Here is a 23,759-nt window from a genome sequence, read left to right as displayed (position 1 = left end):
TATTCATGGAAGTGAAAGTTTCCGGCATCACCAAGCAGTTTGATCGCTTTCCGGCGCTGAACGACGTGTCGCTCGACATTCGTTCCGGCGAGCTGATCGCGCTGCTCGGTCCCTCCGGTTCCGGCAAGACGACGCTGCTGCGCCTCATCGCCGGCCTGGAGCAGCCGACCCAAGGCCGCATCTTCTTCGGCGATGAGGATGCCTCGCACCGCTCGGTGCAGGAGCGCAATGTCGGTTTTGTGTTTCAGCACTACGCCCTGTTCCGCCACATGACGGTTGCCGACAACATCGCCTTCGGCCTGAAGGTGCGCCCTTCCGCCTCCCGCCCGCCGAAAGCGGAAATCCGCAGGCGAGTTTCGGAGCTTCTGGACATGGTGCATCTGACCGGCCTCGAAAAGCGCTACCCGACCCAGCTTTCCGGCGGCCAGCGCCAGCGCGTGGCGCTGGCTCGCGCAGTTGCCATCGAGCCGAAAGTGCTGCTGCTCGATGAACCCTTCGGCGCACTCGATGCCAAGGTGCGCAAGGAACTGCGCCGCTGGCTGCGCGAATTCCACGACCGCACGGGCCACACCACCGTCTTCGTTACCCACGATCAGGAAGAAGCACTGGAACTGGCCGACCGCGTCGTTGTCATGAGCCAGGGCAAGATAGAACAGGTCGGCACGGCGGATGACGTCTACGACACGCCCAATTCCCCGTTCGTCTTCTCCTTCATCGGCGAATCCTCCAGCCTGCCGGTGACAATCCGCGACGGCCAGGTGGTGTTTCAGGGCGAGAGCATCGGCGTCGCCGAAAGTGGCGCAGGTGAGGGCGAGCTGTTCTTCCGTCCGGAAGATGTGGTGCTGACCGACGAGAAAAACGCGCTTTACGGCAAGGTTACCACCTGTCGCCGCCTCGCCGGCACCCGTATCGCCGAAATCGACATCGCCAATAACGGCCATGACCCCTATCACCTAGAAATCGAGGTGCCCCTCAACGCCGCCGTGGCGGTAGGTGCCGAACTGCGGTTTCGCCCGACCCGGTGGAAGGTGTTTGGCAAGAAGTAGGGGAGATGCGGCTGCGATTGGCAGCTGGCGGTTCCCGGTCATACTGGCCTTGAGCCGGTATCCAGCCAACCCAACTCCGTAGGTTGAAAAGAACCTTTCCGCCGCGCAGACGCGCGTCCGACGGATGTATAAGATGTCTGCAACGCTAGCGTACACACCGTCATTCCTGTGATCGTCACAGGTTGCCAGCCGGCGCGCGTCTGCGCGGCGGTGAAACTCCATTCAGCCCAAAGACTTGGTCTGGCTGGATCTCTGTGAAAAGCACAGAGATGAGGGAACCGGGTAAACGCGCCGATCACCCCAGAAACGGAAAAGGGTCGCCAGAGGCGACCCTTCCATGAGCTTGGTCCTGTTTACAGACCCGGGACTGTTTCTCAACGTTCCGAAGGCAAGAGGTTTTTACGCCGAGGGCTGCCCCGTCGAAAACCCACCCTTTCCATTGCCTGCATCAGAGACCGAAATCTCATTAGACATTGGATCACCTCCTTCCGATACGTTGAACATAACTAGAAGGTAGTACGATTCGTCATTAATGCAAGAGGTCTGATCAGGACACCCGCATCACGATCTTGCCAATATGATTGCTGGTTTCCATCAGCCGGTGGGCCTCCACAACTTCGTCCAGCGTGAAGACCTTGTTGATGACAGGCGCAACCTTGCCGCTTTCGATGAGCGGCCAGACCTGTTCGATAAGCTCATCACGGATGGCGCGTTTCTCGTCAGCGGTACGTGGCCGCATGGTGGAGCCGGTGACGGTCAGGCGTTTGACCATGATTGGCCGCAGATCAACCTTTTCAGCCACGGCGCCGCCCAGAAAGGCGATGATGGACAGACAGCCATCCTTGGCGAGTGCGGCAATGTTCTTTTCGAAATAGGCCGCACCGATCATGTCGAGAACCACATCGACACCCTTGCCATCGGTCTCGGCCTTGATGACGGCGGTGAAATCCTCGTCGCGGTAATTGATGGCCCGTTTGGCACCAAGCTTGACGCAGGCCTCGCATTTTTCCGCAGAACCCGCCGTCGCATAGACATCAGCGCCGAAGGCTTTGGCGAGCTGGATGGCGGTTGTGCCGATACCGCTGGTGCCGCCGTGGATGAGCACGCTTTCACCTTCGGTCAGGCCCGCCATCTGGAAGAGGTTGGCCCAGACGGTGAAGAATGTTTCCGGCAGCGCGGCGGCCTTGACGGCGTCGTACCCCTTGGGGAAGGGCAGGGCCTGACCGGCCGGCACGGTGCAGTATTGCGCATAACCGCCGCCATTGGCGAGCGCGCAGACCTTGTCGCCAGGTTTGAATTCGCTGACGCCTTCGCCGAGCGCCACCACTTCTCCGGCAATTTCGAGGCCGAGGATCGGGCTTGCGTCCTTCGGCGGCGGATAGGCGCCCTGTCTCTGCGCGACATCGGGGCGGTTGACGCCGGCCGCCTCGACCCTCACCAGGATTTCGCCTCTGGCGGGGGTTGGCAAAGGTGCTTGCGAAAGCTGCATCACCTCCGGTCCACCATGGGAGGGAAGGTCGATGAAGCGCATTTTTTTGGGCAGGGTCACATTTTCGGGCATGGCCAGGGGCAATTCCTCATTTGTCGGCGTTACCTGAAGATTTAGGACAGATGTACCGCTTAGGGAAGGAGGCCCTTTGTCGCTGATGTCATTTTGTCTCCCCGAACACCCGGATGACGAGGCCGCCTTCGTTTTCTTTCGCGGCTGTCTTGATGCCGGCGATCTCGCTGCCGATGCGCTCGGGATTGGCGATGATCAAACCTTTTGGCAATGTGAGAACGCCGATGGAGCAACGCAGCAGGGCAAAATCCCGCTCATTGCCGCGACGGTCCAGCCCGACCATGCGACCAGCCTGACGGTCCTCTGGCGAATAGAGTTCGGCCACTTCACCGTGAAAATCGCTGAGCAGCCGCTCGAGGATTTCCGTCAGTTCCTCCACCGCCCAGTCACGCACGCCGACGAAGAAGTCGTCGCCGCCGATATGGCCGAGAAAGCAGTCGCCGGCGAAAAAGTAGCGACGCATCAGTGCGGAAAACAGAGTGATGGCGTGGTCGCCGGCATTGAAGCCGTATTTATCGTTGAAGGGTTTGAAATTGTCGAAATCGCAATAGCAGAAGAAACGGGTCTCATCGCCATCGCCGCAGCTGTCGGCGATGAAGCCGCCGATGGCGCGGTTGCCCGGCAGCGCCGTCAGCGGGTTCTGGTCCTGCGCCATCTTGAGCTGTTTTTCATTGATGACCTTGATGAGCGATGCGGCTGAGACGATGCCGGCGTAACGCATGTTTTCGGTCAGGATGATGCAGGCGCTGCCGCCCATGCTGGCGAACATGTTCATCAGTTGATCGGCATCGGCGTCGAGACCCACGATCGGCGCAGGATCGACGAAGTGGGAAATGGTGCGCTCGTAGATCTTGTTCTTGAGGAGATCGCGCCCGAAAGGCCGGTAGATGTATTCCTTGAGGTGATATTCGTTGATGACGCCGCGCGGTTCGCCATTGGCGTTGAGCACCGGGAAAAACGCCTGCTGCGGGTTTCTGCGGAACAATTCGAAGACGCTGTCGACGCTGTCATGCTCATAGACGGTGGGAAGACGCTCTATTTCGCGACGGATGAGGATTTCGTCCAGCGACTGGCTGTTGCGCCGCGCCACGCCCACGCGGTTGAGGTGCGGAAAGCTCTCGGGAAGTTCGCTGGTGAAAACCGTCGGCCTGGCGATCAGCCAGCCCTGCACCAGATCGACGCCATATTCGCGGCAGGTGAGAAATTCCGCTTCGGTCTCGATGCCTTCCGCAATGACCCGGACGCCGAGAACATGAGCGATGTTGACGATGTTGCGCACGAGATGCTGCTTGCGCGGAAGATGATCGACACCGCTGATGAAATGCCGGTCGATCTTCAGGTAATCAAGCGGATAGTCGCATAAAAGCTTCATCTCGCCGTGACCGGCGCCGAAATCGTCGATCGCCAGCTTGAAACCTTCCTTGCGCATGCGGGCGATCAGCGCCTTGAACTCCGGCACGCTGGTATTGTCGAAACGTTCGGAAAGTTCAAAGCATATGGAGGAGGCCGGAATGCCCGCCCGCGCCAGATGGCCAACGAGCTTGTCGAGAATGGCGTCCCCGTGCGGGATAAGCCTTACATCGAGATTGAGAAAGAGGGTGGTGGTGGAAAAATCCGCCAGGGTGGAGAATTTAGCGAGCGCCCGGCTCGCCAGCATCTGCTCGAAGGCCTTCAGCTCGCCATCCTCGGCAGCCTGGTCGAGAAGCGCGAGCGGATTGGAAAACCCAAGCCGGTCATGGCCGCGCATCAGTGATTCATATCCGAAAATCGTGCCCGTCGTCGCCTCGACGATCGGCTGAAATGCGGTTTCAAGCACAAGCTTCGCCATGGGAAACATGTGCCCGGAGGCAAACCGCCTTATGACATCGTTCTCCAGCGTTACGGCCGGCATTTCTGTTCTCCGCTATTGCCAGTTCCCCGTTGGTGGCATGACAAGTCAAATGCACACACGGGAACTTGTCTCTTTTCAGCAGACAATCGCAGATTACAGGTCAACAAAAGCTTTCACGACTGTGAAGCTTTAATGAAGGTTTTATCACGGGCCCCTCAATAGCCAGGGGTATCCAGCAGGCCCTCAGGCCCGGCGCACATGGCCGGTGTGAGCGGCGTAAAGTTCCGCGACATTCAGGCGTTCACGATCCGCCTCGACAGGTGCTGCAGCCTCTGTATCTGCGCCGGTTGCGGCAGCAGAGGCCGCCCATAGTCTCAGCGCGGCCCTTACGACCTCGCTGCCGGATGCGTAGGCGCCGCTATTCACGGCCTCGCGCATTCTTGCTGCCTGTTCCGGGGAAATCGATACTGTCACCATTGGCATGATATCACTCCCTTGTTCAACCGTTGCGAAGGCATCTCCGGTCCGTGTCGGGACCTCATGGGGATCGCGGTCTTGCGGGCGTTTTTTCAGTTTTCGTCTGGCGCCGCTTCCAGCGAAATTTGTATCACTCTGCATATTAGCACGAAACGTGTTCCATTCCCAATTTGCAGTATATCACGGTTTAGTTTTTCCCCTGTGAGCGGCTCCTCAGCATGGGAGCGGCTAGTCTTATCCGGCCTTGCCCGGTTTTCTTTGATCCATGGCAAATCAGCGACATGAAATGGCGCGTTTTTTATTGATTGATTGATCAATCAAGTATATTTTGCCCGCCATCAAGGAGACCCTTATGCCCAAGATCGGAATGGAGCCTTTGCGCCGCAAGGCGCTTGTGGATGCGGCGTTACGCACCATAGGCCACCATGGTTCGCTGAATGTGACAATGTCGGATATTGCCCGGGAAGCGGGCGTATCGCCGGCGCTTGCGCATCATTATTTCGGCAGCAAGCAGCAGCTTCTTCTGGAAACCATCCGCAGCCTGCTGCGGGATCTGAGGCGCGATGCGGTGGCGGCGCTGACCCGCGCCAATGGCCCGCGCGAACGGCTGAGCGCCATCGTTCACGTCTCTTTCCAGAGCGACCAGTTCACGCCCGAGACGGTGGCGGCATGGCTTGCCTTTTATGTGGAGGCGCAGCGCTCGGAAGAAACCCGCCGCCTGCTGGTGCTCTATTCCCGTCGCCTGCGCTCGAACCTCATGGCAAGCCTAAACCGGCTATGCCCGCCCGATGACGCCGCGCGGATTGCGGAAGGTGCGGCAGCCCTTATCGACGGGCTGTATATCAGGCACAGCCTGCGTTCGGCCCCGCTTGGGCTCGCCTCCGCGCCGGCCCTTGTCGAAGACTATTTCGACTTGCAGCTCAAACCATATCCTGATGGACAGCGCCCGAAGCCGTCCGTCCGCATTCTCTAGGAGTATTCGACATGACTATCGCGACGTCTCTCAGGGCGCAGCCCAAAGCCTCGCATTTCATTGACGGCGACTATGTCGAAGACAATGCCGGCACGCTTTTCGAAAGCGTCTTTCCGGCCACCGGCGAAGTCATTGCAAGGCTGCATGCGGCAACGCCCGCGATTGTCGAGCGCGCCATTGCATCGGCCAAACGCGCCCAGAAGGAATGGGCGGCAATGAGCCCCATGGCGCGCGGGCGTATATTGAAACGCGCCGCCGATATCATGCGTGAACGCAACGAGGCGCTCTCCTTGCTCGAGACGCTGGATACCGGCAAGCCGATCCAGGAAACCATTGTCGCCGATCCGACCTCAGGTGCCGATGCCTTCGAATTTTTCGGCGGTATCGCGCCTTCCGCGCTGAACGGCAACTACATCCCGCTCGGCGGCGATTTCGCCTATACCAAGCGCGTGCCGCTCGGCGTCTGTGTCGGCATCGGCGCATGGAACTATCCACAGCAGATCGCCTGCTGGAAGGCGGCCCCGGCGCTCGTTGCCGGCAACGCCATGGTCTTCAAGCCATCGGAAAACACCCCGCTCGGCGCTTTGAAGATCGCCGAAATCCTGATCGAGGCAGGGCTGCCCAAGGGCCTGTTCAACGTCATTCAGGGTGATCGCGATACCGGCCCGCTTCTGGTCAACCACCCGGATGTCGCCAAGGTCTCGCTCACCGGCTCGGTGCCCACCGGTCGCAAGGTGGCCGCCGCCGCCGCCGGGCATCTCAAGCATGTGACGATGGAACTCGGTGGAAAATCGCCGCTGATCGTGTTTGACGATGCCGATATCGAAAGCGCTGTGGGCGGGGCGATGCTCGGCAATTTCTATTCTTCCGGTCAGGTCTGCTCCAACGGTACCCGCGTTTTCGTGCAGAAAAAGGCAAAGGACCGCTTCCTCGAAAACCTGAAGCGCCGCACTGAGGCGATGATCCTCGGCGACCCCCTGGATTACGCCACCCATCTCGGCCCGCTGGTCTCCAAAGCCCAGCAGGAAAAGGTGCTTGGCTATATCGAAAAGGGCAAGGCGGAGGGTGCGACGCTAGTAACCGGCGGCGGCATTCCCAACAATGTTGCAGGCGAGGGCGCCTATGTGCAGCCGACCGTGTTTGCCGATGTGACCGATGACATGACCATCGCGCGCGAGGAAATCTTCGGCCCGGTCATGTGCGTGCTGGATTTCGATGATGAGGATGAGGTTCTGGCCCGCGCCAACGCCACCGAATTCGGCCTTGCCGGCGGCGTCTTCACCGCCGATCTGGCCCGCGCTCATCGCGTGGTCGACCAGCTGGAGGCGGGCACGCTGTGGATCAATACCTACAATCTCTGCCCGGTGGAAATCCCATTCGGCGGCTCCAAGCAGTCTGGTTTCGGGCGCGAGAATTCGGCGGCGGCGCTGGAGCATTATAGCGAGCTGAAGACGGTTTATGTGAGCACGGGCAAGGTGGACGCGCCTTATTGAGATTTGGTGGGGGGACCCCACCCTCAGCCCGTCAATCGGAACCAACGCTCATTGAAGAGAGAGCAAATCATGCACGCAGATTACGTCATCGTCGGTTCCGGTTCCGCAGGCTCCGCCATCGCCTATCGCCTGTCGGAAGACGGCCGTTATTCGGTGATTGTCATTGAGGCTGGCGGCTCGGATTTCGGGCCTTTCATCCAGATGCCGGCCGCACTCGCCTGGCCGATGAGTATGAAGCGCTACAATTGGGGCTATCTCTCCGAACCCGAACCGAACCTCGACAATCGCCGCATCACCGCCCCACGCGGCAAGGTCATCGGCGGTTCGTCCTCCATTAACGGCCTTGTTTACGTGCGCGGCCATGCCGAGGATTTCAACCGCTGGGAGGAATTGGGCGCGCATGGCTGGGCCTATGCGGATGTGCTGCCTTATTTCAAACGCATGGAACACAGCCATGGCGGCGAAGAGGGGTGGCGCGGCACGGATGGGCCGCTGCATGTTCAGCGCGGGCCGGTCAGCAATCCGCTGTTCCACGCCTTCATTCAGGCTGGTGCGCAGGCAGGCTTCGAGCTGACAGACGACTATAACGGCTCCAAACAGGAAGGTTTCGGCCTGATGGAGCAGACCATCCATAATGGCCGCCGCTGGTCCGCCGCCAATGCCTATCTGAAGCCGGCGCTGAAGCGCGGTAATGTCACGCTGGTCAACGGCTTCGCTCGCAAGGTCGTCATCGAGAGCGGCCGTGCCGTCGGCGTCGAAATCGAGCGTAGGGGCGGGGTGGAAACCATCAGGGCCGATCGTGAGGTCATCGTCTCGGCATCGTCTTTCAATTCGCCGAAATTGCTGATGCTTTCGGGCATCGGGCCTGCCGCTCATCTGAAGGACATGGGCATAGAGGTTAAGGCGGATCGGCCGGGTGTGGGTGCAAACCTTCAGGACCATATGGAGTTTTATTTCCAGCAGGTCTCCACCAAGCCGGTGTCGCTTTACTCCTGGCTACCCTGGTTCTGGCAGGGGGTCGCGGGTGCGCAATGGCTGCTGTCGAAAGGCGGGTTAGGGGCCTCCAACCAGTTCGAGGCCTGCGCCTTCCTGCGTTCAGCGCCTGGCCTGAAACAGCCTGACATCCAGTACCATTTTCTGCCCGTAGCCATCTCCTATGATGGCAAGGCTGCTGCGAAAAGCCATGGTTTTCAGGCACATGTTGGCTACAACCTGTCGAAGTCGCGCGGCAATGTCACGCTGCGTTCCGCCGATCCGCATGACGACCCGGTCATCCGCTTCAACTATATGAGCCACCCGGAAGACTGGGAAAAATTCCGCCATTGCGTGCGCCTCACGCGCGAGATTTTCGGCCAGAAAGCCTTCGACGATTTTCGCGGGCCGGAAATCCAACCGGGCGAAAAGGTGGAGACGGACGACCAGATCGACGCCTTCCTGCGCGAACATCTGGAAAGCGCCTATCACCCCTGCGGCACCTGCCGGATGGGCGACAGGAACGACCCCATGGCGGTCGTTGATCCCGAATGCCGGGTGATCGGCGTGGAGGGGCTGCGGGTCGCCGACAGCTCGATCTTCCCGCATGTGACCTATGGTAATCTGAATGGCCCGTCGATCATGACGGGCGAAAAGGCGGCGGACCACATCCTTGGCAAAACCCCGCTGCCGCGCTCCAATCAGGAGCCGTGGGTAAACCCGCGCTCGGCTGTCAGCGACCGGTGAGGGTCAATGGTAATCATCCTCACGCTGGTGGCGAACGGCGGCAATGGTGACTGTTTCCGGGCCGTCGATGCGGAACAGCACGATATAGCCGGAAGACCCGAACGGCACGAGGAGTTCACGTATCAGCCCGTTTTCAGAAGATGCCTTACGGCAACTGAAGGGAAATTCGCTGAGAATGTCTAATCCTGCTCTTATGGCGTGAATGGCCTTCTCGGCCACATTGATGTCGTATGCGATCAGAAAATCATAGATGCGATCGAAATCCGCCAGTGCTTCTTCGGTATAACGAAGCTGATATGTCATTTCCGTTTCGCGGCTTTCGCAGCATCGAGTTTTCTTTGCATCATCGAAAGAACATCGTCGGTGCTATAATAGACACCGGTGCGCTCCGCTTGTTCGAGCGACGCCAGCCCGCGCGCAATGAATTCCGCCTGCGATTTGCGGATTTCCACCTGCCTGCGGACCGAATCCTCGACAAATGACGATAGCGTCTCGCCGTCTTTCAGAACGCTTTCTGCCGCCTCGCGGAAATCCGCCGTTACACGCAGCGAAGGCAAAGTTGCGGTTTTCATCTTTTCTCTCCATGCGTTGCATTTGCGATGCGCAGCTTCTGCCATCTGTCGCAACGAGTCAAATGCAAAACTTGCAATCGCCGGCTGGCAGGCCGATAAAAGGGCCTCCCGCCCGACAATAACTGAAACCACCGATCTGGATCCCCATGCCCGTCGACTACAAAAAGCTGAAGATGCTCCGCCGTTCCCGTGTTGTGTGGGGTTCATGGCGGGTGTGGAAGCCGAGGGCGGTTTTCTGGATCGGCGCGCTTGCAGTCGGCATCATCAGCGTCGGGTTTGCCTGGGCGGCGGATCGCGCCCAGCATCTTTTCTTTGCGGCAACATCTGCCGGCGAATGGGCGTTTCTGCTGCCGCTCATTATCACGCCGCTCGGTTTCACGCTGTGCGCCTGGCTGGCGCTGACGGTTTTTCCCAATGCCGGCGGCAGCGGCATTCCCCAGGCCATCGCCGCGCGGCACCTGCGTGACGACGCGGATCGTTCGCGGCTCCTGTCGCTGAAACTCGCTTTCGGCAAGGTCTTGCTGACGGTCGTCGGGCTTTTGTCCGGTGCGTCAATCGGGAGAGAGGGGCCAACCGTGCAGGTCGGGGCCTCGATCATGCTTCAGGCGGCGCGCTGGGGCGGCATGGCACAGGCAAAGGGTCTTATTCTTGCCGGATCAGCGGCGGGTATTGCCGCAGCGTTCAACACACCGCTGGCCGGCATCGTGTTTGCCATCGAGGAAATGAGCAAGACCTACGAATCCCGGGCAAACGGCCTCGTCCTTACCGCCGTCATCCTGTCCGGCCTTGCCTCGCTGGCGCTGGTCGGCAGCTATACTTACTTTGGCACCAGTTCCGTCATGGCGAAAACCATGATGGACTGGCTGCTTGTACTGGTCTGCGGCATTGGCGGCGGTGCGTTCGGCGCGCTGTTCAGCGCGGGCGCGCTGCGCCTGTCCGCGCGCATCCGGCGCTTCGCCCAGGCCATGCCGTCAAGGCGGATGCTGGCGGTTGCCGCCGCCTGCGGCCTTGCCTCCGCCGTCATCGGTATTGCAACTGATGGCGCGACCTTCGGAACGGGTTACGAACAGGCGCGCGCCGCAATCGAGGGCCAGGCCGCACCGGCCTTCTTCTTCATCGAAAAGCTGGCGGCCACGTTTCTGGCGATGATGTCGGGCATTCCGGGCGGTATATTCGCGCCGTCGCTGTCCGTTGGCGCGGGCTTTGGCAGTACGATGGCGACTTTGCTGGGTACGAGCATCGGCCTTGGCGCCATTGTCGGCATGGCGGGATATTTCGCGGGCGTGGTGCAGGCCCCCATGACGGCTTTCGTGATCATCCTCGAAATGACCGGCAATCATGACGGCGTCATCCCCATCATGGTGGCATCGATGCTGGGATATCTAACCTCCCGGCTTTTCTCCCGGGAGCCGCTCTATCACGGCCTGTCGCGTGTTTTTATTGCCCAGAGCATCCGCGCCAAACGCGCAGCACACGCCGCTGAGACCTGACCCGACTTTACGCGCGGATACCCGCCACTCCGAAATAGCCAAGTCCCGGTATCTTCACACCGGGCCGGCTGAAATCGAAGCCCGCGACCAGGCCGAGGAAATTGACCTCGAAGCCACTGCGTGCGCCCGCCGAAATACCGAACAACCCGCCAAGCGAGAGGCTAGCATCCTTCCAGTCGTCGGCGACGTGGTAAAACGCGCCGTTGGGCAGATAGTCGCGGCCCACCGCGTCTGATGGCAGAACCACACCGAGCTCCGGCACGCTGCGCAGCACATGGGCAACGAAAGTGTTGGAGTTGGGACCGGGATAGATACGATAGCCGCCCGGTTTGCCATAGGGATAGTCGGCAATCGCCTGTTCGATCTTCGGGATCAGTTTTTCCGCTGCCGCCCCATGAATGGCCACCACCTGACGCGGCGTGTTGGAATACCAATAGGCATCCGCCGGATAGCCATTGTGGCGTATCGGCATTCCCCAGCCCACCTTGTCGTAGCGATCGTAGGCCGTCGCGCCCGGCTTTTTCAGCACGATCCAGGCATGGCTGGCGACGGAGCCTTTAAAGCCACCGGTCATGGCGGAAAAAACGTAAACCGCCGCCTGCCGGTCGGCACCTGCTTGCGGCAGGGTGCCGGAGGAAGACCAGCGCGCGTCACGCCAGCCCTGCGGGTGATCCCTCATGGCCCACAACCCCGCCGATGCCAGAGCTGGCAGCAGATAGATGATGGCAATCGCCAGCAGCAGACGTTTTGCAAATTTCACTGATAGCCTCGTGCATCGAAAAATCAATTGCGCTATCAACGACATAAAATCAGAACTTTTTGAGGCCGCAAAAATGAACAATTCCGTTACCGTCGAAGTCCTCAGGGGCAGTCTGGTCGAAAGCCGCCACCAGGGTCTTGCGGTGGTGGTGGATGGCGATGGTGGCGTCGTGTTTTCAGCTGGTGATGTCGAGCGTGGCGTTTTCCCGCGTTCTGCCTGCAAGGCCATGCAGGCGCTGCCGCTGGTGGAAAGCGGCGCGGCGGATGCCTATGGATTTGGCAATCGCGAGCTGGCGCTTGCCTGCTCTTCCCATTCCGGCGAGGACGAACACGCGGCGCTCGCCGCCTCCATGCTCGCAAGGGCAGGCAGGGATGTGGATACGCTGGAATGCGGCGCGCACTGGTCTTCCGACCAGAAGACCATCATCCATCAGGCCCGCACGCTGGAAAAGCCGACGGCGCTTCACAATAACTGCTCCGGCAAGCACTCCGGCTTCATCTGCGCCTGCTGCCATACAGGCACCGACCCCAAGGGCTATGTCGGTTACGACCACCCCCTGCAGCGGGAAATCCGCGCGACGATGGAAAGCCTGACGGGTGCGACGCTTGGCCATGACAATTGCGGCGTGGACGGCTGCTCGATCCCCACTTATGCCGTGCCGCTCAAGGGTCTGGCGCATGGTTTTGCCAAGATGGCGACGGGCAGGGGGCTGGAGGCCGGGCGCGCGCAAGCCTCCCGCCGGCTCTTTGACGCCTGCATGGCGGAACCCTTTTATGTGGCGGGCACCGGTCGCACCTGCACCAGGCTGATGCAGATCGCGCCGGGCAGGATTTTCGCCAAGACCGGCGCGGAAGGCGTGTTCGTGGCCGCACTGCCGGAAAAGGGCATCGCCATGGCGGTGAAATGCGAAGACGGCACGACGCGTGCGGCGGAAGCGATGATTGCCGCAATGCTGGCGAAATATTTCGATGGCGCCGAGAACGAGGCGCTGCTTGCCATGGCAAACCGGCAGATGCGCAACTGGAACGGCATCCACGTCGGCGATATCCGGGTTGTCGGCCTCTAGAGGCATCTCCTGTAAAACTGCGCAGCGGCTTAAGACAAAAAATAAGGCGCGCGGTATGCCTTCGGTTAAACGCGACACGCTTCAGAAATAACCTTTGACGCGGCCCGCTGCCGGCAGGATGATGGTTTGCCCTTGCATGTGATGGTCTGCCAGATCGCCGCCGCAGGGGCTGGCGTCTGCCCGCGAGGAGGTGGGCGCCCCTCATTGCCCTGGAGGTTGCATATCCATGTTCACACTGTTTTTCTCCCCCGGTTCCTGCTCCCGCGCCAGCCATATCGTGCTTGAGGAATCCGGCCTGCCTTACACGGCCCATCGCGTCAACTTCGCCGAGGGCGAGCAGCGCTCCGAGGCATTCCTGAAGATCAACCCGAAAGGCCGCGTGCCAGCGCTGGCAACGGCAAGCGGGGTGCTGACGGAAACGCCTGCCATCCTCGTCTTCATTGCGCAGATGGCTCCGGAGAAGAAACTCGCCCCACTCGACGATCCCTTCGAATTCGCCCTGATGCAAGCCTTCAACGCCTTCATTTCCTCCATGGTGCATGTCGCCCATGCGCATGGCCGGCGCGGCAGCCGCTGGGCGAGCGAGGATAGTTCCCTGGCGGATATGAAAGCGAAGGTGTCGCAGACCATGACCGATTGTTTCGAACTGATCGAGCACGGCATGCTGCACGGCCCGTGGGTCTTGGGCACCGCCTATTCGGTCTCCGATCCCTATCTATTCGTCATGTCCGGCTGGCTGGAAAGCGACGGCGTGGATATCGCCCGCTTCCCGAAGGTGCATGATCACTTCAGGCGCATGAACGAGCGCCCGGCCGTGCAGCGGGCGCTGGCGGGTGAGAAGGGGTGATGTGCTAAAAAGCTTGCTTCGTCATCCTCGTGCTTGTCCCGAGGATGACGTCGAGTGCGAAGAGAGGTCTGCCAACTATCCCCTAGCTAGTGCCTTCGTTCACGCCGCCTCGGCGGCCCGGCTGTCCCACATGGACTTGAATGCCGTGCGGGCCTGGCAGCGCTCCAGCCAGGCTTTCAGCGCCGGATGGGCGTCAAACAGCGGCTGGTGGCCCTGCGCGTAACGGACGATTTCCGCCACGTTGAGATCGGCGACGGTGAAACGGTCGCCTACCAGATAATCGTGGCTGGCAAGATGTTGCTCCAGCACCCGGAAGGGCCGCCTCAAGAGGCGCGCGGCGACATCGATCACCGCTTTGCCGGCATCGCTTTCCGAAAGCCCTTCGGCGATGGCGGAGGAAATCTTCAGCGAATTGGTCTCGATTTCGGTCGCGGCAAAGAACGACCATTGCAGCATCGCCGCATCTTCCTTCAGGTCGACCGGTGCGAGCGGTCCGCCATATTTGCGGACGAGATAAAGGTTGATGGCCATGGATTCATAAAGCACCATGCCGTCATCTTCGATGCAGGGGATGGTGCCCATCGGATTGATGGCCAGAAACGCGGGGGACAGCGTGTTGAGCGGCGCGTCTGCGGCCAGGGGATCGGCAACGCGGCGGGCCTGCACGACAGGCACGTGCTTGAATTCCATGCCCAGTTCCCCGGCAAGCCAGAGCGTGCGCGTGGCGCGGGAACGGTAGACACCATAGATCGTCAACATCGAAGTCACCCTTTTACCTTTTCGATGGCGGCACGTTAAGGTCTCGTCCTTTTAAAGTGAAGTTGTGGATGTCAGGGTCAACTATGATTTTTTCTGATCCGTCAGGAGGTCCGTATCCGGTGACAGCCGGGCCTCGAAACGGTCGATGAACCGATCGAAAAGCCGGGCGAATGTCTCGACATCCTCCTCCGGCCATCCATCCATCACGTCCTGGATGACGCTCATCTTGGTCCGGCGCATTTCCTGAAGCAGACTGGTGCCAAGTGGTGTGATCTCGACGATGCTGCGGCGGGCATCTTCCTGCGAGACGCCGCGTTTCAACAGGCCGCGCCCGACCATATCCGCCACCACCCGGCTACCGCGCGAGGGGTCGATACGCATGCCCTCGGCAATCGCACCAACGGTGACATCGCCGTCCGCGCGGCGCAATATATCGAGAACGTCGATATGGGAGAGTTCCAGACCCGGAGCCACCTTGGCAAGCGCCATGCGCCCGATGATGCGCCGTCCGATCATGATGCGCATACGCGTCATCGTATTGCCGATGCGCTTGATGTCTTCGGGCAGATCCTCGTTCCAGTCTTCCTCAGTCGACACGCTCAGCCGTTCCTTTCAATCCCGATTTGCGATCACATTTAGCGCCAATATCATGGATGTCAAAAACTTGCCATTGACATATATATGCTAATAGCACACAAATTGTCGCAGCAAAATTGCCGAAACTCAACGAGATTTTTCATGGATATGTCCGTTGCCCCCGTGGCGCCGCTTGTGTCGGATCACCGGCGTAGGCTCATCGTTTTCCTGTTTCTGATGCTGGCCATGTTCATGGCTACCCTCGACAACCAGATCGTCTCGACAGCGCTGCCCACCATCGTCGGCGAGTTCGGCGCGCTAGAGCGTTTCGGCTGGATCGGTTCGGCCTATCTTCTGGCCACCAGCGCGGTCATGCCTGTTTATGGCAAGCTCGGAGACCTGTTCGGGCGAAAATACGTGATGATCGCGGCGGTTATCATCTTCACGCTCGGCTCGCTCGCCTGCGGGCTGGCCTGGTCAATGGATAGCCTGATCGCGGCCCGCGTGCTTCAGGGCCTTGGCGGCGGCGGCATCATGGTTTCGATCTTCTCCGTCAATGCCGATCTGTTCGAACCGCGTGAAAGAGCCCGTTACCAGAGCTATTCCAGCCTCACCATCATGGCGTCGGGCAGCGTCGGGCCCATTCTCGGCGGCACGATGAGCGATCTGTTCGGCTGGCGGTCGATCTTCCTAATCAACCTGCCACTCGGGCTTATCGTCATCACCGGCCTGATTTTCCTGCTGCCCTACCGCCGTCCCGCGCGTCAGCCGAAGATCGACTATCTCGGCGCCGTCTTGCTGGCAGCGACCATCGCAAGCGTCGTCTTCTGGGCCGACAGCAGCGAATTGTTCGGTTCGCTCATCGCCGGTCCCAGCCTCGGTATTATCGCTTTCGCCGTCATCGCCGCATTCCTCTGGGTGCAAGTGGAACGTCGCGCGCCGGAACCCGTGGTGCCGCTTAGGCTCTTCAAGGACAGCACCTTTCCGCTGTTGATGATCGTTTCATTGACCAGCGGCGGCATTGGCATCGGCATGGTCAATTATTACGCTCTGTTCCTGCAGACCACGACCGGGCTTTCCCCATCCCATGCTGGCCTGTTCTTCATCGCCGTCACCGGCGGCATCGTCATGGGTTCCCTGTCGGCCGGGCGGTTGATCTCGATCACCGGCGTCTACAAGCCGTTTTCGGTGGCCGGGCTTACTATCAATGTCATCGCCATGCTGCTCTTCACGCAGATGCACGCGGGAACGCCGCTTTGGCTGATTGCGATTCTCATGCTGGCGCAGGGTTTCGCCGTCGGCCTCGGTCAGCAGGCGCCGATTATCGGCGTGCAGAATTCCGCGCCGAAGGCCGATATCGGTGCCGCAAGCGGCGCGGTGACGCTCACCCGCATGGGCGGCGCAGCAATCGCCATCTCGGTCTATGGCGCAATCGTCACCTCCAGCCTCAAGGGCGTTGCCGTGACCATTCCGGGTGTCGGAAGGATTGAGGAATTGACGCCGAAGATGCTCTCCGAACTGCCCGCGGCATCGCAGGCAGCCGTTGCCTCGCTCTATTCGGATGCCTTCACGCCGCTGTTCTTCGCAGCCGCCGCAACCGCAGCCATCGGCCTTGCCGCAGCACTGATGCTGAAACCGGTCCGGTTGCCAGCCGCAGCACAGGCGGCCAAGCCGGCGGAAAGTGCGGGGGAGTAGGGGGCGGCTGTCCTTATAAGGCGCGGTGAACTCGAGCTGTGCCTTCCTCCGGCAACTTGCTCTTCCCTCATCCCTGTGAGAAGCACAAGGATGAGGGATGGTTCCGGGCCTTTCCAATATACCCGCGACCTCTGAGCGCGAAAACAAAACTGCACCCCTGGAAATTTAACGCCCGTTCCGCGTTATGCTCGCAGCACTTTAAATTCGCGCGGGCGGCCCTATCTCAATGAATATGAAGCCGGAACAGCTCCTGAACTCCACGCCCAAGGGTCTTTATTGCCCGCCGGGCGATTTTTATGTCGACCCGGTGCGGCCGGTGGCGCGTGCATTGTTAACCCACGGCCATTCCGATCACGCCCGCGCCGGCCACGGGGCGGTGCTGGCCACACGCCAGACGCTCGATATCATGCGCATCCGTTACGGCGAGGACTTCTGCGGCAGCGAGCAGGCGGTCGCATTCGGGGAGACGGTGGAGGTAAACGGCGTGACCGTCGGTTTCCACCCGGCGGGCCATGTGCTGGGTTCGGCGCAGATCTCCGTGGAAATGAACGGCATGCGCATCGTTGCCTCTGGCGATTACAAGCGCGGTATCGATCCCACCTGTACACCCTTCGAAACGGTGCCGTGTGATGTCTTCATCACCGAGGCCACCTTCGGGTTGCCGGTGTTTCACCACCCGCTGCCGCGGGTGGAAATCGGCAAGCTGCTCACCTCCATCAAGCAGTTTCCCGAGCGCACCCATCTGGTCGGCGCCTATTCGCTCGGCAAAGCGCAGCGCGTTATCAGGCTCCTGCGCGACAATGGTTATGCCGATCCCATCTATATCCACGGCGCGTTGGCGCGGCTCTGCGATTATTACGTGTCGCAGGGCATCGATCTCGGTGAGCTGCGCCCCGCGACGCTTGAAAAAAGCGATCCCGCCATCTTCAAGGGCGCGATCGTCGTCGGCCCGCCCTCTGCATTTCAGGAGCGCTGGGCGCGCCGTTTCAACGAGCCGCTGATCGCATTCGCGTCCGGCTGGATGATGGTCCGACAGCGGGCGAAACAGGGCGGCGTGGAGCTGCCTTTGGTCATCTCCGACCACTGCGACTGGCCGGAACTGCTGGAAACCATCAAGGAAATTGGCCCGCAGGCCGTCTGGGTCACGCATGGTCGCGAGGAGGCGCTGGTGCGCTGGTGCGAATTGCAGGGCATTGCTGCCAAACCGCTGCATCTAGTCGGTTACGAAGACGAGGGGGATTGAGATGAAAGCCTTCGCCACCCTTCTCGACCGACTTGTCCTCACCCCATCGCGCAACGGCAAGCTGAAGCTTTTGACCGATTATTTCCGTGATACGCCTGACCCAGACCGGGGGTACGGTCTGGCGGCGATTGCCGGCACGCTGGACCTCAAAAGCGTCAAGCCCGCAATGCTGCGCGAGCTGGTGCTGGAGCGCATGGACGAGGTGCTGTTCCGCTATTCATACGATTATGTCGGCGACCTGGCCGAGACCATCTCGCTCGTCTGGGGCAATATCGGCGGTCTGGATGATTCCGAGGCGCAGGATCCCCGTCTTGGCGAAGTCGTGACGCTGATGAATTCGCTCGGCCGCACCGAAGTGCGCGGAGCGGTGCGCGATCTGCTCGACCGGCTCGATACCTCCTCGCGTTTCGCCTTCCTGAAACTCGCAACCGGCAGCCTTCGCATCGGCGTTTCGGCGCGGCTGGCGCGGCAGGCACTGGCGGATTTCGCGGATAAGGACATCATCGAAATCGAAACCCTCTGGCACGGTCTGACGCCGCCTTACACGACGCTTTTCGCCTGGCTCGAGGGCAAGTCCGAGCGGCCGGTTCTGGCAACGCCCGCCATCTTTCACTCGGTAATGCTGGCCACCCCGGTTGCAGACGGCGATCTCGATGGTCTGGACCCTGCCGATTATGCTGCCGAGTGGAAATGGGACGGCATCCGTGTGCAGCTTTCCCGCGCAGGCGAGACGCGCAAACTCTACTCCCGTTCCGGCGACGATATTTCCGGCGCATTTCCCGACGTGCTCGATGCCATCGATTTCGAAGGCGTGATGGATGGTGAATTGCTGATTGGCGGCACGGCGCGCTCCAACAATCTCACGCGCACCTTTTCCGACCTTCAACAACGGCTGAACCGCAAGACGGTGACGGCCACGATGCAGGATGACTATCCGGCCTTCATCCGCGCCTACGACCTGCTGTTCGATGGTGAGAGCGACATTCGCGCGCAGACCTATCTAGAACGCCGTGGCCGCCTGTCGGATATCATCGAACATGCCCCGCATGACCGCTTCGACCTGTCTCCGCTCATCGGTTTTTCAACATGGGACGAGCTGAATACGCTGCGCGCCGCGCCGCCCGATCCGGTGATCGAAGGCGTCATGATCAAGCGCCGCGACAGCGCCTACCAGGCCGGCCGGGCCAAGGGACCGTGGTTCAAGTGGAAACGCGATCCCTACAATATCGATGCTGTCATGATGTATGCGCAGCGCGGCCATGGCAAACGCTCGAGTTATTATTCCGATTTCACCTTCGGCGTATGGGCGGAAGGGGAGGATGGTGAACAGCTGGTGCCGGTTGGCAAGGCCTATTTCGGTTTTACCGATGCGGAGCTGGAAGTGCTCGACAAGTTCGTGCGCGACAATACCGTCGAGCGTTTCGGGCCCGTGCGCGCGGTGCGCGCCACGCCGGATTTCGGTTTCGTGCTCGAGGTGGCTTTCGAGGGCATCAACCGTTCCAACCGCCACAAATCCGGCGTTGCCATGCGGTTTCCACGCATTGCGAGGCTTCGCGCCGACAAACTCCCGGCGGAGGCGGATCGCCTGGCGACGCTTGTGGCTATGATCGATGGCGTTGATGGGTAGGGGTCTCCGCTGTCTCCCTCATCCCTGTGCTTGTCACAGGGATCCAGCCAGCCCAAGTCGTTGGGCTGATGGGACTCTTCCCGCCGCGCCGATGCGCGTCGACTGGATTCCTGTAACAAGCCCAGGAGTAAGGGAATGTTTTGTCCAGAAAATGCCATGATGGCTGCGAATACATTGTTGTCATTCGCGAATCCGTGATTGGACAGCCTCTCGCCGCAGTGCTGAACTGCTTCTAATGTTTTGATCACTCAGGTGCGCATATGCCAGATAAACGCTTTCTCTCCTCAGCATTCGGACAGGAAGAAAGCGGCGCGACCTTAAGGAGCCTGACGCGGCGCAATCTGCTTGTGGGTGCCATGGGCCTGGCAGCAGCGGCACTTTTGCCCCCCGGTGCGAAAGCGGGCATTCCCACGCCCGAAGTGCTGCCGCTGGAAAAGCAGGATTACGGCGAGGCGCGTAAACGGTTCCATACCCATTTGCTGCGCAAAATGTCCGCTCCGGAAAAATCATCGCCGCTCGGCACACCGCCGGGCGCGGAACGGGTCACCTATCGTGGCGGGCCGGATGGTTCCATCGAGCTTGTGGCCTGGCTTTCCCATTATCAGCCCTCGACGGTACTCAAACCCGCGGTGCTTTTCCTGCACGGAGGCAACGCCACCGGTGACGGCCATTGGGCGATGATGAAGCCCTATTGGGAGGCGGGTTTCGTGGTGCTTTTGCCGTCCTTCCGGGGCGAAAACGGCCAGAACGGCAATTATTCCGGTTTCTACGACGAAACAGCGGATGCGCTGGCGGCGGCGACCTATCTGGAAAGCCTGCCCGGTATCGACAGGAAACGCTTCTTCATTGCCGGGCATTCCAATGGCGGCACGCTGACGCTCTTGGCCGCCATGAGCCGCAAATTCCGTGCTGCCGCGCCGATTTCGGCGGGCGTCAATTCATGGCGTTACTTCAACCGCTATTCGGACGAACTCTGTTTCGACGAAACCGACGAGCGGGAATTTATCATGCGCTCTTCGGTCTGTTTCGGCCCCAGCCTCAAATGCCCGGCGCTGTTGCTGCGCGGCACGGAGGAGCGCCCGTTCGACGCCGATCACCAGCTTTTCGTCGACCGCGCCGTGTATTCGGGATTCAAGGTCGACAAAAAACTGCTGCCCGGCACACACAATGGCGTGGTGCCGGGTGCCGTGACGGAAAGCATCCGCTTTTTCAACGAATTTGCATAAAAAAGGGCCGAAAACCGCGTTGCAGCTTTCGGCCCTCTCGTAAAGTCAGGCGCTCTTCTTGAAGTAGCCGAGCAGCCGCATGGCATTGGCGGTGACGAGAACCGTAGCGCCGGTGTCGGCGAAAACAGCGAGCCACAGGCCGGAGAGGCCGGTAACCGTTGTCACCAGGAATACCGCCTTCAGGCCGAGCGCGATCGTTACGTTCTGGTGGATATTGCGCATGGTGGCGCGCGATAGGCCGATCAGGCGGGCAGCATCGCCGACATTGTTGCGCATCAGCGCTGCATCCGCCGCTTCCATCGCCACATCCGTGCCTGAGCCGATGGCGACACCGACGCTTGCAGCCGCGAGGGCGGGTGCATCGTTGATGCCGTCGCCCACCATCACCACGGTTTTCTTCTGGGCAAGCTTGCGGATTTCCTCGACCTTGTTCTGCGGCAGGAGTTCGCCGCGCGCTTCAAGTCCCAGCTTGTTGCCGATTGCCTTTGCCGTGCGGGCATTGTCGCCAGACAGCATAAGCGAGGAAATACCCATCTCCTTCAGTGCCTTGATGCCTTCTGCCGCATCCTTGCGCGGTTCGTCGCGCATGGCGAAGAGACCGCTTGCCGCACCCTCGGCCATGACGACAGCCACGGTCTTGCCTTCGCTTTCCAGTGCGGAAATGCGCTCTGCAAGTTCCGTCGATACGGTCCCGACTTCGGTTGCAAAACGCGGCGCGCCGATGAACAGGCGCTTGCCGCCGACGGTGCCCTGCATGCCACGACCGGAAATCGCCTTGATCTCCGAGCCGGGCAGGGGAGTTACGCCTGCCTTGTTGGCATGGTTGACGATGGCTCTGGCAAGCGGATGGCTGGACTCGTTCTCGATGGTCGCGGCTTGCGCGATCAGCCCGGCCTCGTTGCCGTCAAGAGCCACCACATCCGTCACGACAGGTTCGCCGAGCGTCAGCGTGCCGGTCTTGTCGAAGGCCACGGTTTCGGTGCGTGCCAGCATCTCGATAACCGCACCGCCCTTCACCAACATACCGTGCCGTGCCGCAGCCGAAAGGCTGGAGGCGATGGCAGCGGGAACGGAAATGACGAGTGCGCAGGGGCAACCGATCAGAAGCAGGGCGAGACCGCGATAAATCCAGGTGTCCCAATCGCCAAGGCCCACAAGCGGCGGCACGACGATGGTAAGTGCGGAAATCGCGACGATCAGCGGCATGTAATAACGCGAGAAGTTCTGGATGAAGCGCTCGGTCGGGGCGCGGGCGTCCTGTGCTTCTTCAACGAGCGTGATGATGCGGGCAATGGTGTTGTCTTCCGGCGCACGGTCGACCCGAATGCGCAGCGAACCGTCATGGTTGATCGAACCCGCAAAGACGCGTGCGCCTTTTTCCTTGGCGACCGGAATGCTTTCGCCGGTCATCGGCGATTCGTCCACGCTGGATTCGCCTTCCATCACCACGCCATCGGCAGCAATGCGGTCGCCCGGACGCGCCACGACCACCTGTCCGATGCGAACCTTATCGGCGGCCACCTGCCGGAGCGTACCGTTTTCTTCCACCAGTGCCGTTTTTGGCAGCAGGGAACCGAGAGCCTTGATGCCCGAGCGGGCACGTGCGGCGGCAAAGCCTTCCAGCAACTCGCCAACGGAGAACAGCAGCACGACGATCGCCGCTTCTTCCGCCTCGCCAATGATGATGGCGCCGATGGCGGCAATCGTCATCAGCATCTCGATGGTGAAGATTGCCCCGAAACGCGCGGCGTTGAAGGCGTTGCGCGCAATGGGAAACAGTGTGACCAGCGTTGCGACGATGAAGGCGTAACTGCCCCATGCCGGGAAGCCAAGCTCCGCAGCATAGGCAACGGCCACGAGAATGGTGCCGGTGAAGGTGTTGCGCGCCTTGGCCGTGCGCCACCACACGCCTTTTTCATCCGCGCCATGGGCGTGGCCTATGTCGGCGCTCTGCGCGACGGTTTCAACGCTCCCGTGGCTATGCGCGTGCTTCGCATCGTCATGATGGTGGCCGCCGCAGCTTGAATGGTCGTGGCCTGAATGATCATGTTTGTGATCGTGATCATGGCCGTGATGACCGCCGCATGATCCATGGTCATGGTCGTCCGCATGATCGTGATTATGTTCTTCGACCTTGCCAAGTGCGGTTTTTTCCTGCGGCAGCAATGCAGGCTTGAAGCCGAGCTTGCGCAGCGTGTCCTCGATCTTTTCGACCGGGGTTTTGTTATCTGCCAGAGAAAGGTTCAGCCTTTCGCGCGCAACGGATACCTTGACGTCGGCAACACCGGGCAGACGCGAAAGCGCGGTTTCGATCTTGGCCGCGCAGCTGCCGCAATCCATGCCGCCGACAGAGAAGGCCAGGGCATTGTTCTGCTCGATGCTCGGTGCTGCTTCCGGATGGTGATGACCACCGCACGATGAATGGTCATGATCATGCCCATGATCATTATGTTCCGCCGCAATCTTTTCGCGCGGAGCCTTGTCCTGCGGCAGCAAAGCGGGCTTGAAGCCAAGTTTGCGCAGCGTATCCTCGATTTTTGCGACCGACGTTTTGTCTTCCGCCAGCGAAAGGTTCAGCCTTTCGCGCGCAACAGAGACCTTGACGTCGGCAACGCCGGGCAGCCGGGAGAGCGCCGTTTCGATCTTCGCCGCACAGCTGCCGCAATCCATGCCGCCGACCGTGAAGGTCAGGTCTCCTGATTCCCCGTTCAAACTGCCGCGTGTCGAAATATTCATGGTTCTAGCTCCTGAATTCCACTCGACAGCCAATCTGGCACCTCTAGCAACTAGAGGTTCAA

The 23,759-nt window shown here is 60.5% G+C and carries 20 protein-coding genes; 11 read left to right on the top strand and 9 right to left on the bottom strand.

Annotation, left to right across the window (positions count from 1 at the left end; translation table 11 throughout):
- Positions 1-5 precede the first annotated feature (5 nt).
- Entirely contained in the window at positions 6-1,046 is a 1,041-nt protein-coding gene (locus F617_RS0101000; RefSeq protein WP_019564159.1) for a sulfate/molybdate ABC transporter ATP-binding protein, read from the top strand.
- 547 nt (positions 1,047-1,593) lie between these two features.
- On the opposite strand, the gene F617_RS0100995 is transcribed toward F617_RS0101000, so the two are convergent.
- The 3 genes from F617_RS0100995 to F617_RS0100985 all read right to left on the bottom strand — a co-directional run bounded on the left by F617_RS0100995 (position 1,594) and on the right by F617_RS0100985 (position 4,921).
- Positions 1,594-2,607 (bottom strand): NAD(P)H-quinone oxidoreductase, encoded by a 1,014-nt coding sequence (locus tag F617_RS0100995; protein ID WP_019564158.1) that lies wholly within the window; start codon positions 2,605-2,607, stop codon positions 1,594-1,596.
- A gap of 88 nt (positions 2,608-2,695) precedes the next feature.
- A complete protein-coding gene (locus F617_RS0100990; RefSeq protein WP_013635646.1) occupies positions 2,696-4,498 on the bottom strand; it encodes a GGDEF domain-containing protein in 1,803 nt (600 codons plus the stop codon).
- Positions 4,499-4,681: 183 nt separating this feature from the next.
- The gene (locus tag F617_RS0100985; RefSeq protein WP_025592709.1) at positions 4,682-4,921 is read right to left on the bottom strand and encodes a type II toxin-antitoxin system ParD family antitoxin; all 240 of its coding nucleotides are present in this window, start codon (positions 4,919-4,921) and stop codon (positions 4,682-4,684) included.
- A gap of 346 nt (positions 4,922-5,267) precedes the next feature.
- Between F617_RS0100985 and betI the strand changes: the two genes are divergently transcribed.
- The 3 genes from betI to betA all read left to right on the top strand — a co-directional run bounded on the left by betI (position 5,268) and on the right by betA (position 9,100).
- On the top strand, positions 5,268-5,888 hold the full coding sequence (betI, locus tag F617_RS0100980) for a transcriptional regulator BetI (RefSeq protein ID WP_003511878.1): 621 nt from the start codon (positions 5,268-5,270) through the stop codon (positions 5,886-5,888).
- Between the two features lie 11 nt (positions 5,889-5,899).
- A complete protein-coding gene (betB, locus tag F617_RS0100975) occupies positions 5,900-7,381 on the top strand; it encodes a betaine-aldehyde dehydrogenase (RefSeq protein WP_019564156.1) in 1,482 nt (493 codons plus the stop codon).
- Positions 7,382-7,450: 69 nt separating this feature from the next.
- Positions 7,451-9,100: a choline dehydrogenase gene (betA, locus tag F617_RS0100970; RefSeq protein WP_019564155.1), complete on the top strand. Its 1,650-nt coding sequence runs from the start codon at positions 7,451-7,453 to the stop codon at positions 9,098-9,100.
- Between the two features lie 3 nt (positions 9,101-9,103).
- On the opposite strand, the gene F617_RS0100965 is transcribed toward betA, so the two are convergent.
- Both F617_RS0100965 and F617_RS0100960 read right to left on the bottom strand, forming a co-directional pair.
- Entirely contained in the window at positions 9,104-9,403 is a 300-nt protein-coding gene (locus F617_RS0100965) for a type II toxin-antitoxin system RelE/ParE family toxin (RefSeq protein ID WP_019564154.1), read from the bottom strand.
- Positions 9,400-9,672, bottom strand: a complete 273-nt coding sequence (locus tag F617_RS0100960) for a YlcI/YnfO family protein (protein ID WP_003511882.1) — start codon at positions 9,670-9,672, stop codon at positions 9,400-9,402. The genes F617_RS0100965 and F617_RS0100960 overlap by 4 nt, the downstream gene beginning before the upstream one ends.
- 146 nt (positions 9,673-9,818) lie before the next feature.
- On the opposite strand from F617_RS0100960, the gene F617_RS0100955 reads away from it, so the two are divergent.
- Complete coding sequence (locus tag F617_RS0100955; RefSeq protein WP_019564153.1) at positions 9,819-11,162, top strand: chloride channel protein; 1,344 nt, start codon at positions 9,819-9,821, stop codon at positions 11,160-11,162.
- A gap of 7 nt (positions 11,163-11,169) precedes the next feature.
- Here the strand turns inward: F617_RS0100955 and F617_RS0100950 are convergent, their stop codons facing one another.
- Entirely contained in the window at positions 11,170-11,922 is a 753-nt protein-coding gene (locus F617_RS0100950; RefSeq protein WP_003511884.1) for a DUF3750 domain-containing protein, read from the bottom strand.
- 73 nt (positions 11,923-11,995) lie between these two features.
- Here F617_RS0100950 and F617_RS0100945 point away from each other — a divergent pair, with 73 nt between their 5' ends.
- Positions 11,996-12,988, top strand: a complete 993-nt coding sequence (locus F617_RS0100945; RefSeq protein WP_013635650.1) for an asparaginase — start codon at positions 11,996-11,998, stop codon at positions 12,986-12,988.
- Between the two features lie 226 nt (positions 12,989-13,214).
- Complete coding sequence (locus F617_RS0100940) at positions 13,215-13,835, top strand: glutathione S-transferase family protein (RefSeq protein ID WP_019564152.1); 621 nt, start codon at positions 13,215-13,217, stop codon at positions 13,833-13,835.
- A gap of 99 nt (positions 13,836-13,934) precedes the next feature.
- On the opposite strand, the gene F617_RS0100935 is transcribed toward F617_RS0100940, so the two are convergent.
- Positions 13,935-14,594, bottom strand: coding sequence for a glutathione S-transferase family protein (locus tag F617_RS0100935; RefSeq protein ID WP_003511889.1), 660 nt, complete (start codon positions 14,592-14,594; stop codon positions 13,935-13,937).
- 81 nt (positions 14,595-14,675) lie between these two features.
- Positions 14,676-15,191 carry a MarR family winged helix-turn-helix transcriptional regulator gene (locus F617_RS0100930; RefSeq protein ID WP_003511890.1) on the bottom strand — a complete coding sequence of 172 codons (516 nt, stop codon included), beginning with the start codon at positions 15,189-15,191 and terminating at the stop codon, positions 14,676-14,678.
- 141 nt (positions 15,192-15,332) lie between these two features.
- Here F617_RS0100930 and F617_RS0100925 point away from each other — a divergent pair, with 141 nt between their 5' ends.
- The 4 genes from F617_RS0100925 (at position 15,333) to F617_RS0100910 (ending at position 20,961) form a co-directional block, all read left to right on the top strand.
- Complete coding sequence (locus F617_RS0100925) at positions 15,333-16,865, top strand: MDR family MFS transporter (RefSeq protein WP_019564151.1); 1,533 nt, start codon at positions 15,333-15,335, stop codon at positions 16,863-16,865.
- A gap of 226 nt (positions 16,866-17,091) precedes the next feature.
- On the top strand, positions 17,092-18,108 hold the full coding sequence (locus F617_RS0100920; RefSeq protein WP_019564150.1) for a ligase-associated DNA damage response exonuclease: 1,017 nt from the start codon (positions 17,092-17,094) through the stop codon (positions 18,106-18,108).
- Between the two features lies 1 nt (position 18,109).
- On the top strand, positions 18,110-19,735 hold the full coding sequence (locus F617_RS0100915) for a cisplatin damage response ATP-dependent DNA ligase (RefSeq protein ID WP_019564149.1): 1,626 nt from the start codon (positions 18,110-18,112) through the stop codon (positions 19,733-19,735).
- Between the two features lie 260 nt (positions 19,736-19,995).
- A complete protein-coding gene (locus tag F617_RS0100910) occupies positions 19,996-20,961 on the top strand; it encodes a S9 family peptidase (RefSeq protein WP_019564148.1) in 966 nt (321 codons plus the stop codon).
- A 45-nt stretch (positions 20,962-21,006) separates the two neighbouring features.
- On the opposite strand, the gene F617_RS0100905 is transcribed toward F617_RS0100910, so the two are convergent.
- Positions 21,007-23,697, bottom strand: coding sequence for a heavy metal translocating P-type ATPase (locus tag F617_RS0100905; RefSeq protein WP_019564147.1), 2,691 nt, complete (start codon positions 23,695-23,697; stop codon positions 21,007-21,009).
- Positions 23,698-23,759 lie beyond the last annotated feature (62 nt).

This window comes from Agrobacterium sp. 10MFCol1.1, from assembly GCF_000381165.1.
GTDB lineage: Bacteria > Pseudomonadota > Alphaproteobacteria > Rhizobiales > Rhizobiaceae > Agrobacterium > Agrobacterium tumefaciens.
Note: the sequence above shows the minus strand (reverse complement) of the source record. Positions and strands in the feature narration are given on the sequence as shown.